The organism is Flavobacterium faecale (assembly GCF_003076455.1).
GTDB lineage: Bacteria > Bacteroidota > Bacteroidia > Flavobacteriales > Flavobacteriaceae > Flavobacterium > Flavobacterium faecale.
Genome location: NZ_CP020918.1, coordinates 1,284,416 through 1,296,468 on the forward strand (window position 1 = coordinate 1,284,416; position 12,053 = coordinate 1,296,468).

The 12,053-nt window shown below is 35.9% G+C and carries 7 protein-coding genes; 4 read left to right on the forward strand and 3 right to left on the reverse strand.

Annotated features, from left to right (window positions below; genetic code table 11):
• Position 1: 1 nt before the first annotated feature.
• Positions 2-1,201 (reverse strand): ABC transporter permease, encoded by a 1,200-nt coding sequence (locus FFWV33_RS05615; RefSeq protein ID WP_170111539.1) that lies wholly within the window; start codon positions 1,199-1,201, stop codon positions 2-4.
• 3 nt (positions 1,202-1,204) lie between these two features.
• The gene (rbfA, locus tag FFWV33_RS05620) at positions 1,205-1,597 is read right to left on the reverse strand and encodes a 30S ribosome-binding factor RbfA (RefSeq protein WP_108739999.1); all 393 of its coding nucleotides are present in this window, start codon (positions 1,595-1,597) and stop codon (positions 1,205-1,207) included.
• A 349-nt stretch (positions 1,598-1,946) separates the two neighbouring features.
• Here rbfA and FFWV33_RS05625 point away from each other — a divergent pair, with 349 nt between their 5' ends.
• The 4 genes from FFWV33_RS05625 (at position 1,947) to FFWV33_RS05650 (ending at position 10,834) form a co-directional block, all read left to right on the forward strand.
• A complete protein-coding gene (locus FFWV33_RS05625; RefSeq protein ID WP_108740000.1) occupies positions 1,947-5,192 on the forward strand; it encodes a UvrD-helicase domain-containing protein in 3,246 nt (1,081 codons plus the stop codon).
• A 291-nt stretch (positions 5,193-5,483) separates the two neighbouring features.
• Entirely contained in the window at positions 5,484-6,908 is a 1,425-nt protein-coding gene (locus FFWV33_RS05635) for an OmpA family protein (protein ID WP_108740002.1), read from the forward strand.
• 64 nt (positions 6,909-6,972) lie between these two features.
• The gene (locus FFWV33_RS05640; protein ID WP_108740003.1) at positions 6,973-9,750 is read left to right on the forward strand and encodes a PD-(D/E)XK nuclease family protein; all 2,778 of its coding nucleotides are present in this window, start codon (positions 6,973-6,975) and stop codon (positions 9,748-9,750) included.
• Positions 9,751-10,168: 418 nt separating this feature from the next.
• Positions 10,169-10,834, forward strand: a complete 666-nt coding sequence (locus FFWV33_RS05650) for an ATP-binding cassette domain-containing protein (RefSeq protein WP_108740005.1) — start codon at positions 10,169-10,171, stop codon at positions 10,832-10,834.
• Between the two features lie 155 nt (positions 10,835-10,989).
• Here the strand turns inward: FFWV33_RS05650 and FFWV33_RS05655 are convergent, their stop codons facing one another.
• On the reverse strand, positions 10,990-11,772 hold the full coding sequence (locus FFWV33_RS05655; protein WP_108740006.1) for an alpha/beta fold hydrolase: 783 nt from the start codon (positions 11,770-11,772) through the stop codon (positions 10,990-10,992).
• Between the last annotated feature and the right edge of the window lie 281 nt (positions 11,773-12,053).

Below are 12,053 nucleotides of genomic sequence, written 5' to 3' on the forward strand. Positions count from 1 at the left end.
ATTACTCTAGCAAACGCTCACTCACTCGACTACTAGCAATCAACGAGGCAATAAAGCCCAAGACCATGATCGTGCCCATTACTATTACTACGTTTTCAACTGAGAACACTACAGGGTAGGCCAAACTGTCTGTAATCATTATCCATTCAAAATTTTGTTGTAGCAATACAATCACTATTCCGATTGTTAGTCCAATAAGTCCACCAAAAAAACTGAGCAAGGTTCCTTGTAATAAAAATATTTTGCGCAGGCTTTTAATCTCAACTCCTAGATTAAACAATGTTTTTAGATTGCTTTTTTTGTCCAAAATCATCATGATCAAGGCACCAATCAAATTAAATAGTGCAATAATAATCACCAATGTAAATATTAGGTAAACCGCAATATTCTCTGTATTCAACATTTTGTAAAGTGATTCGTTGAGTTGCGCACGATTTTTTACAGTAATCTTATCCTTAAAAATGCTGTTAAGTTGGTTGGTGATAGCAGTTTCATCTGCCCCCTGCTTATTTTTAATTTCAATTCCCGAAATTTGGTTTTTATTATATTCTAATAAATCTTGCGCCATCCTTAAATCGGCAAAAACATATTTCGAATCCAAATCTTCGCTTATCGCATAAATTCCAATAGGGTAGATAGTTGTTTTATTAAAAGCATCATCGGGAGAATTTATGCCGCCACGACCCGGTTTTGGTACAAAAACTTCTAGATTGGTATTAAAGTCCAATAATCCCATCGAGAATTTTTGTGCCAATCCATAACCTACCACTACCTGAGCAGTGTTGTAGGCAAGCCATTGCCCATTGTACAACGATTTCACAATAGGATTCACTTGTGTAAATTGGGTGTCAACCCCTTTGAGATAGGTAACTTCTTGTTTGTCACCATAGACAAACAAAACACGTTCTTCAATTATTTTAGAAAAATGGGCAATACCAGCAATCTTTTTCAACTGATTCTCTTGACCAGGACTAATCTCAAATGATTTGCCAAGCGTACTGCTAATTTTCAAATCAGGATCAAGATTGTTCGTAAACGAAAGACTAAATTCTTTCAATCCGCTAAAAACAGATAGCACCACAAACAAAGCCATCGCCCCAACAATAATACCCATACTCGCAATGCGGTTGATAATATTGATGGCACTATTTTTACTATTGCTTCGTAGGTAGCGTTTGGCTATGTATAATGGAAAATTCAAATCTTATTGAAAACGTCTTTTGTCTAATAAATCTCTGTTTTCAATTGGATTTTCTTGATTTTTCAAAGCATTGTTGATCTTTTCGATATAATCCAAAGAGTCATCAACAAAGAAAACCAAGTTAGGCACGCGTCTCAATTGCTTGCTCACACGTTGCGCCAAGTCATGCTTAATCATTTTACTGTTAGATTTAATACCCGCTAGCGTTTCTTGCGCTTTCTCCTGCGGAAAAATACTCAAGTACACCGTAGCAACCGATAAATCAGAGGTTACCGCCACTTTTGATACTGAAATAATTAAATTGGTCACACCGTTTTTTCTCACTTCACCTTGCAAGATATCCACCAAATCTTTCTGGATTACCCCACCTATTTTTTTCTGTCTATTTGTTTCCATACTGCAAAAATACTACTTTTAAACATTATATAAGCAAAATTACAAAAAGCTAAAGAATCAAAGTTTTTTTAGGAGCTATTTCCCGCCCCCGAAGTGTCGGGGCGCTATATCTTTTCTTGCCAAAAAAAGGCAAGAAAAGGATGCCTCCCGAAACGTCGGGGCTATCGGGGCTAGGGCATAGTGATAACAGGAAATATAGTTTCCAAAAAACAACTTTGGTCTTTAAGAAATTTTTGATTGAAGAGTAACGACTAACGATTTCAGATTTTGTTGCAGGGAACAAAATCTATAAATTCAAAGGAAGGGTACTTCAAAATCAAAAATCGTTAATCAAAAATCGTTAATCATAATGCAAAGACACTCCTTCTCCATATACGACGCATCTGCAGGCTCTGGTAAAACGTACGCCTTGGTCAAAGAATATCTCAAAATTATTCTGACGGCTCAAAAAAATGATGCCTATCGCAACATATTAGCCATTACGTTTACCAACAAAGCGGTGCACGAGATGAAAACCCGTATTGTAGGTAGTTTGTCTGAATTTGCCAAAGACGAGCCGTCCTCAAAAGCCATGAGCTTGATGCAGGACATGATTAACGGAAAACGGAAAGAGAATAATCCAGACGAGTGGCTTGAAGAACCAATCGGACTTTCGATAATCGAAATCAAAATCAAAGCCCAGCACATTATCAAGCACATTATTCACAATTATGCAGCTTTTGATATTTCGACCATCGATAAATTTACGCACAAAGTAATTCGTGCTTTCGCTCATGATTTAAACCTTCCAATGACATTTGAAGTTACCTTGGATACCGAAAATCTATTGACCGAAGCCGTAGATGCGCTCATCGCACAAGCAGGCGAAGACGAAACCTTAACCAAATTACTGATCGATTTCACCATGGAAAAAACCGATGATGACAAGTCTTGGGACATTTCGCGAGAAATCATGGAAACAGGTAAGTTGGTACTCAACGAAAATCATCACAACGAAATCCTGCAGTTCAAAGACAAAAGCATAGCCGAATTTGTCGAAATCAAAAAAAACCTAAAAGTTGTTTGCAAAGAAATCGATAAAAAAAATCAGGAGTTAGCACAAGCACTTTGGTCTTTGATTGAACAAAATGGTATCGATCCTAAATCATTTTCTGGACAATATTTTCCAAAACATATTCAAAGTATAATCGACGGAAAATTTAACCCTGCCAATAAAACTTATCATGAAGTAGAGGATATAAAGATTAATAAAACCGCCAAAGATAGAGATAGCATCGAAAGCATTATTCCAGAAATGCTACAGAACCTTCTAATGATTTATGAGAATTTCGCAAAAAGAGATTTTTACAACGCGTTTTTGAAAAACATCACGCCTCTGTCTTTACTAAATACGGTTAGTAATGAATTGGCTAAAATCCAAGAGGAACAAAATGTATTGTCTATTTCTGAGTTTAACGCCATTATTCATCGTGAGATTCAAAACCAGCCAGCTCCTTTTATATACGAGCGACTGGGCGAACGCTACCGTCATTTTTTCATAGACGAATTTCAAGACACATCCGAGATGCAATGGCAAAATTTGATTCCGCTTATTGACAATGCTCTTGCGGGTCAAGATGATTATGGAGTCAAAGGAAGTTTGATGATCGTGGGTGACCCGAAACAATCCATTTACCGTTGGCGTGGTGGAAAAGCAGAACAGTTTATTGATTTAAGCAAAGGCAGCAACCCATTTAGTAATCCCGATAAAAATTTGCGAGAACTGGATACCAATTATCGCAGTTATTCTGAGGTAATTAATTTTAATAACGCATTTTTTCAAATGCTCTCTTCAGAATTTGCCCATCCGGATTACGAAGATTTATACAAAAATCATTCGCGTCAAAAAACAAATGACAAAGTAGGTGGATATGTAAACATTTCGTTCATCCCAAAAATAGAAGACACAGAAGAGGAAGAAGATAAACTAAGTAAAGAAGATTTGTATGTGCAAGCCACTTTACATACCATTCAAAAAGTAGTAACGCAAGGTTTTCAATACAAAGACATTGTGATTTTGACTCGTAAACGTAGTCAAGGAATCGCTGTAGCCAGTTATTTGACAGAGCAAAAAATTCCGTTATTGTCTTCTGAGACTTTGATGATTCAGAATTCGACTGAGGTTCGTTTTGTTATTCATTTGTTGCAATACCTTAATAATAGTTCTGACGCAGAAGCCAAAGCCAATTTCTTGTATTATTTGGCCAAGCACAATCAAGACCTATTACCCACGCATGATTTTATCTTAAAAGGAATGGAGCTTAAAGCTGAGCTGGATTTTGAAGCTTGGTTAGCCACTTTTGGGGTATCGCTTTCGTTTCAAAACATTCGAAAAAAATCACTGTACGAAACGGTAGAAATTATTGTAAAGAAATTTATAAGCTCTCCTATACCTCAAGGGGTCGAAAATAATCAGCAGACTTCTGCGACAGCTCCCCCTTCAGCAGGAGCTTACGTGCAGTACTTTCTAGATATCGTGCTAGAACGAGATGTGCGTAACCAAGCTGGAATCGCCGATTTCTTGAACTTCTGGGATAAGAATTCGAGTAAATTTAGTATTCCCTCACCCGAAGGAAATAATGCAGTGCGTATTATGACCATTCATAAATCGAAAGGCTTGGAGTTTCCTGTCGTTATTTTTCCCTTCGCCGAAGAGGATTACAATCGTAAACCCAAAGATAAACTGTGGTTGGATACAGATGAAGCTGTCTTGGGTTTGCCAAAAGTTTTAATTGATAACAGTAAAGCAGTCGAAGGTTTTGGAGAAAGTGCCAAAGCAATATATGACCAGAAAAAACAAGAAGAGTTATTGGACAATATTAATGTCTTGTACGTTGCGCTTACTCGCGCCGAGGAGCAGTTATATGTTATTTCGAGCTGCAACCTTACCAGTAGTGGAGCGGTAAAAACGGAGGATATGTCTGCGTTTTTTATTAATTATACCATTCAAGAATCCGACTTTATCCCTGAAAAATTGGAATACGAGTGGGGGAATAGCACCAAATTATCACCTACACATATACATGTAGATACCTCCAAGATGATTCCGGTTGTAGAAGAGGTTTTGGATTTTAAAAACATCAAAATAGCACAACGCGAAGCCTTGATGTGGGGTACGCAGCAGCAGGAGTCTATTGCGTATGGGAATGTAATTCACGAGATCATGTCGTTTATAACTACAGAAAAAGATATTGACGTTGCAATTACAAAAGCCATCGAAGACGGATTGATTCATGCGGGTCAGCAGGAGGCAGTAGCTGCTACTTTGCGCGAAGTTGTTGGGCACGAAGAATTAGTAGCTTTTTTTGCTGAAGGAAATGAGGTGATGAATGAACAGACCATCATTCAAAAAGAAGGCGGACTAGTTAAGCCCGATAGGATGGTGTTGACACCGAATAACGAAATGCTGTTGCTAGATTATAAAACGGGTGTGCATCATGATAAATATCAAAAACAATTAGAAAAGTATCAAATTGCTATTGAGAATATGGGATTCAACGTATTACGAAAGAATCTTGTGTATATAGGTGAACAAATTAAGGTAATTAGTGTATAGCTGTTTTTCTTTGTTTTTAAGAGGAAAAAAACTACTTCACAGGTAGTTAAATAAATGTAATTCAAAGAGTTGTGGTCTTTTGTTTTTAAAGACGCTCGTTTGTGGAATTCTTTGAAAATTGATGGTTTTACTGATGATTTCTTTGATTTTTGAACCAAACGCATAATTTTGAACGCAAATACATGTTTTTTTATGGCTTGCATACTGTTTTTTGATAATCTGTTTTGTTGTTAAAATTTTTGGTATTACTTTTGTTAACAATTAACTAAATTGTAATTAAATAAAATAAGTATGAAACATCTTAACAAACTCTTAGTTGCTGCTTTGATGATGACTGGACTTACGTCACAGGCACAAGACAGCAATAACCCATGGGCTATCTCATTTGGGGTAAACGCAGTAGATACAAGAACATCGGCTGACAGTCCAAAAGGATTCATGAACGATCATTTTTCTCAAGCATTTAAAATTAAAGATAACTGGAACATTCTTCCATCTATCTCTTATGTAAGTGTTACAAGAGCAGTAGGAAATAATTTTTCTGTTGGAGTTCAAGGATCTGTAAACAAGATTTCAAAATTTGTAGATTATAATAGTACTTCAGGACAGTTTGTAGCTTCAAATCCTGGTGATTTGATGTACTACGGTCTTGATGGTATCGTGAAATATAGTTTCATGGAAATGATCAAGTCAAAAACAGTTGAGCCTTATGTTGGTTTAGGTGGAGGTTATACTTTCTTAGGAGACAGTAGCTTTGGTACTTTGAACTTAGGAGCTGGTTTCAACTTCTGGTTCTCTGATGTTGTTGGTTTATCTATTGGTACAACTTACAAAGGAGGAGATATTTTTGGTGGAGATAGAGTAACAGCTGGTACTCCAGATGCTCCAAGTCACTTCCAACATACTGTAGGTCTTACTTTCAAATTTGGAGGAAAAGATACTGACGGAGACGGAATATATGACAAAGATGATGCATGTCCAGACGTAAAAGGATTAAAACAATTTAACGGTTGTCCAGATTCTGACGGAGATGGTATTGCTGATAAAGATGATGCTTGTCCAGAGGTTGCTGGTGTTGCTGCATTGAATGGTTGTCCAGATGCTGACGGTGACGGTGTTACTGATGCTGAAGATGCTTGTCCAAACGAAGCTGGTACAAAAGCAATGAAAGGTTGTCCAGATTCTGACGGAGATGGTGTAGCTGATAATGTTGACAAATGTCCAAAAGTTAAAGGAGACAAAGCAAACGGTGGATGCCCATGGCCTGATACTGATAATGACGGAGTATTAGACAAAGATGATGATTGTCCTAAAGTAGCTGGTCCAGCAAGTAACAAAGGATGTCCTGAAGTAACTGTTGAAGTTATCAAACAATTGAACGAATATGGTAAAACTATTTTGTTTGATTCAGGAAAATCTTCTTTCAAATCTCAATCTTACACAGTATTGACTTCAGTTGCAAACATTCTTAAAGAATATCCAAACACAGACTTTATGATCGAAGGTCATACTGATAGTGATGGAAGTAATGCATTGAACCAAACTTTGTCTGAAAACAGAGCTGCTGCAGTAAGATCTTACTTGGTTGAAAATGGTATCAACACTGATAGATTGAAATCTGTTGGATACGGTGAAACTAAACCAATTTCTTCTAACAAAACAGCTAAAGGAAAAGCTGAAAACAGAAGAGTTGAAGTTTCTTTGATCAAGCAATAAATTTTTTCAAAATAAATACTAAGAACGCCTCGATTTATCGGGGCGTTTTTTTTATTTTTATAGCATGACAAATATTCGTTTTTTAGATAAAATAGCTGCCCATTTACTGCAAAAGGATACAGAACAGTTTAATAATACAACTATTGTTTTGCCCAATAAACGAGCAAAAGTATTTTTGCTTGAAGCGTTAAAAAAACAAATTCAGACTAATATTCGTGCACCTAGAATTATTAGTATTGAAGACTTTATCCAAGACATTGCGGGCATTCGTTCTATCGATGCTATTGCGCTTCTTTTTGAATTTTATGAGGTGTATTTGTCTATTACAGATAAAAAACAACAACAGTCCTTTGAGCTTTTTGCTAATTGGGCCAAGACATTACTACAAGATTTTAATGAAATAGACCGCTATTTACTAGATCCAAAATATGTGCTTTCGTACTTGAAAGATATTGAGGATATTAAAAAATGGGGAATAGAAGTCGAAAACAAAACCCAGTTATTAGAGAATTATATTGATTTTTGGAAACTCCTTCCAAAATATTATGCGGCACTTTACACGCATCTACTAGCCAAAAAATCAGGTTACCAAGGATTGATTTATAGAGAAGCAGTTGCCAATTTGGATTCCTTTTCGAAAGAAAAAAATAATAACTTTTATCTCTTTGCGGGTTTCAATGCCTTAAACGCATCCGAAGAAAAAATCATTCAGCAATTACTAGCCGTTGACAAAGCAGAAATTTTATGGGACGCCGATCAAACTTTTTTGAACGATCCCTATCATGATGCAGGCTTATTTTTACGCCGTTTCAAATCTTCATGGAAACAATACAAAACCAATCCGTTTGATTGGATTGTAGATGAATTTTCTCAGACAAAAAACATTCAAGTTATTGGAACACCAAAAACTATTGGTCAGGCCAAAATAACAGGAAGCATTATCGAAAAAATAATAGCAGAGAATCCAACAGCAAACTTAGACAAAGTCGCAGTTGTTTTAGGCGAAGAAAATGTTTTGATTCCGCTCTTGTATGCGCTACCTGCTAGTGTAGGAGCCCTAAATATCACGATGGGATATTCAGGAAAAAATAATCCTGCACAAATTTTGATTGCCAAATTGTTCAAAATGCACACCAATGCCTTGTCTCGTAATGCCAAGAATTATGTGTTTTATTACAAAGATGTTTTAGATATTTTGACACATCCGCTAGTAGAGCCTTATGCGGGCACGAGCAAGTTGGTCAAAATCATCAATGAAAACAACTACACTTTTATTACTCATCAAAAAGTGATCGATTTAAGTTCGGATCCATCTGAATTGTTTTTACTCTTGTTTAAAAAATGGGAGAAAGGTTCGGTAGCTGTCTTGGAATCTGTCTCAGAATTGTTGCTCACAATCAAAAACAATTTGAGCAATGACAGCGAAGAAGAAAAAATCACCAAGTCATTTGTGTACGCAATTTTCAAGGTCATTAATAAGTTGATTAATTACTACAGTTCACATCCTGATATTGACAAAATAGACACCCTACATGCAATTTACAAACAAGTAATTGATCTTGCTGAGGTTTCGTTTAAGGGAGAACCGCTGAACGGATTGCAAATTATGGGAGTTCTAGAGAGTCGTGTGCTAGATTTTGATACCGTGATTGTAACCTCAATGAATGAAGGGAAATTTCCAGCAGGAAAATCTCAAAATTCTTTCATCCCCTATGATGTAAAACGAGAATTGGGATTGCCAACTTTTAAAGAAAAAGATGCCATTTATACCTATCACTTTTATCATTTACTGCAACGCGCCAAAAATGTCTATTTACTCTACAACACCGAGAGTGACGGACTTGATGCCGGAGAGCGAAGCCGTTTCATCACCCAACTTGAAGTAGAAAAGCAAGATAAGCATACGCTAACGCAAGAAATATATAATGCTGAGGTACCCGATACGGCCTACACGCCAATGGTGGTCGAAAAGTCCCCACTTGTAATGAAGCGTCTGGCAGAAATTGCCAAAGTTGGGTTTTCACCTTCCGCATTAACGAGTTACATTCGAAATCCGATTCAATTTTACTTTCAAAAAATTGTGCGTATTCGCGAAGTCGAAGAAGTCGAAGAGAATATCGCACTCAACACCTTGGGAACCATCATACATGAAACGCTGAAAGCACTTTATGATCCTTTTGTGGGTAAATTTATCTCAGAAACCAACATTGTAGATGCCTTCAAGCTCATTGATGCTGAGGTACTAAAACAATTCAAAATTGTGTACAAGGAGGGCGAAATCAAAAAAGGACGTAACCTATTAGCTTTTGAAGTCGCCAAACGTAATGTATCTAATTTTTTGAAAGTTGAGTTAGAAAGTATCAAAGCAGGTGATGCCATAAAAATAATTGCGCTTGAAACTACATTTGAACGTGAATTAATTCATCCGTCGCTACCTTTTCCAGTATTGATTAAAGGGAACGTGGATAGAATCGAAGAGCGCTCGGTGAACGGTACGCCTGCTGTAGTGCGCATTATCGATTACAAAACGGGAAAGGTCGAAAAATCTTCTGTGACCCTAAAAACATGGAACGGTTTAATTGATGACATTAAATACGACAAAATCATCCAAGTGCTAGCTTATGCGTTCATGTATGAGCAACACGCAGGTGAAAAAGATATCGAAGTAGGAATCATTTCTTTCAAAAATTTAAAATCAGGGTTTTTACCCTTTAATTTTAAAGATGGAAAATTAGATAATTACAAAATTGACAAAGCAATCATGGATCAGTTCTTGGAACAATTGGTATTGTTGTTAAGCGAAATATTAGATGAGAATATGCCGTTTGAGGAGAAGATTTAGAAGTATTTTTGATTAAGGATTGTCGATTAACGATTTTTGATTTTTTACTATGTTGCGATAAAATGCGGATAAAAGGAATAGATTATATTGCATAAATCTATTTTGTACAAAAGAGAGTAAGCATGACTAAACAAAAGGCACTCAATAGTTTTCATTTTTTCAAAAGCACATTGGTTTTTAACTTTGCTATTAGTTTAGTATCACTGTTAATTTTCGGATTGAATGCTTTCTTTATAACTTTTTTGTTTTTTGGTTTTTTTACAACTATACTAATTAAAGAAACTAATTATAAGAATGAGTATATTTTTTATTTAAATAATCAGATTACCAAATTGGAATTATGGTTATACTGCTGGGTGTTTTATTTGCTTTTGGTTCTTATTCTTAAAAGTGTTATTCATATTATAACAGTTCTATTTTGAAAAATAATAGTTTAGAAATTGATAGTGTTAGAAAAACATTTAACGATAAATTAATTCTTTCAGATGTTTACTTAAAATGTGAAACAGGAGATATTGTTGGTGTTTTAGGAAGGAATGGTTCTGGGAAATCGACACTTTTTAAGATAATTTATGGAGTGCAAACGGCTGATTTTAAGTGTCTGAAAATAAATAACAAAGTCACAGAAGGTTCAAAAATACTACAAAGTGAAATCAGCTATCTGCCACAAGGAAATTATATTCCCAATCAATTTTCAGTAGCACAAGCAGTTTCTTTGTCTGTCGTTGCAACGAGAAGAGCAGTTTTTTATGAAGATGAGATGATAGAATCTGTAAAAGACAAAATGATAAAGCAGTTGTCTGGTGGAGAATTGCGATATTTGGAAGTAAAAATAATTCTTTTTAATACTTCACATTTTGTACTTCTTGATGAGCCTTATAACGGATTATCCCCTCTAATGGTAGAAAAAGTGAATAAAATGATTAGCTTAAATGTCCATTCAAAAGGGGTTTTAATCACAGACCACAATTATCCAAATGTGATTGATGTGGCAACAAAGATCGTTTTATTAAAAGGTGGAGTTTTACATCATCTTAATGATAAAAAGGAATTAATCGAATTGGGATATTTGAATCAATTTTAATTATAAAAGTTAAAAATATTTTTGATTAACGATTAACGATTTTTGATTTAGTCGCAAAGTTCACAAAGTTTTATAGAGTCGAAAAGGATTGGTAATTAATCTTTGAATTTACTATTTGATTTTTGAAATTGAACTTTGAAATTACCATTTGATTTTTAAATTGTTTTAAAAAACTTCAATAAAACCGCAGTCAGTTCAGTTCGATTTTCAATATAACTCATGTGTCCGTCAGGAAAAGTTACAAGTTGAACATTAGTTTCTTCAATCTGTTTTAACGTTTCTGCATAAGGTAGAACGGGGTCTTTTTCTCCCAAAATCAACATTTTTGGGTAGGGTGTCAAGTGTAGTAAAACCTCTCGGTCAACACGAGTTTTCATACCTTCTAGTGAGGCAACGATGCCTTGCAGTGGCGTTTGTAGCGCTTCTTTCTTTACAAATTCTATTTCATTTATCAGGCTTTCTCTATTTTTCTCACTGAATAAGTTGGCGATAGAAAGCGATATAAAATTACAGTAGGATTGTTTCACCGCCTTGATTGCACGGTCTCGATTTACTTTGCGTTCATCACTATCAGCTCTAGAGGTAGAGTTTAGCAATATCAATGCCTTCACATGCTCAGGGTACATTTCGGCAAAAGCCAAAGCCACATAACCACCCATCGAGTGACCTACAAAAATAGCTTTGCGTATGCGTAGGTGCAATAACACCGCCTGCACAGCCTCTGCGTTGTCCTCCATCGTATGCACATAGCCCATACATTCGGTGGCGCCATGTCCCAATAAATCAATAGTAATTACTCTGTTTTTTTTCGAAAATTCAGGTACAAAAGCCTGCCACATCTTTTGGTTTTCAAGAAAACCGTGTAGTAAAACAATAGCTGTTCCTTTGCCCGAATCACAGTAGGATATAGAGGTGTTTTTGTGCTGAATTTGGTTCAAAATTGTAAATTAAAGTTGACTCGCACAAAGGTAAAATTTTATTATTTGCTAGAAAACAACTGCTTTCAAAAGTTATGCTTCACTTAATAACAATCTTTTTTAGGGCCTAATCCAGCCATCCACTATAGCCTTCCATCAAAACATTTTTTTTGCTAGGTCGTAGCAGGAGCTTCCTTTGGTCGCTCTGCTACTCCCGCAAAAAATAATGTTTTTCAGTCAGGGCTGTCGTTTCTGTCTGGGGCAATGTAAGTTCGTTAAAAATAGACGTAAAAATCGCGATT

What these genes read in the sequence shown, in the direction of transcription:
- rbfA (WP_108739999.1), bottom strand. Translation starts at nt 1,597, where the DNA reads ATGGAAACAAATAGACAGAAAAAAATAGGTGGGGTAATCCAGAAAGAT.
- FFWV33_RS05625 (WP_108740000.1), top strand. Translation starts at nt 1,947, where the DNA reads ATGCAAAGACACTCCTTCTCCATATACGACGCATCTGCAGGCTCTGGT.
- FFWV33_RS05635 (WP_108740002.1), top strand. Translation starts at nt 5,484, where the DNA reads ATGAAACATCTTAACAAACTCTTAGTTGCTGCTTTGATGATGACTGGA.
- FFWV33_RS05640 (WP_108740003.1), top strand. Translation starts at nt 6,973, where the DNA reads ATGACAAATATTCGTTTTTTAGATAAAATAGCTGCCCATTTACTGCAA.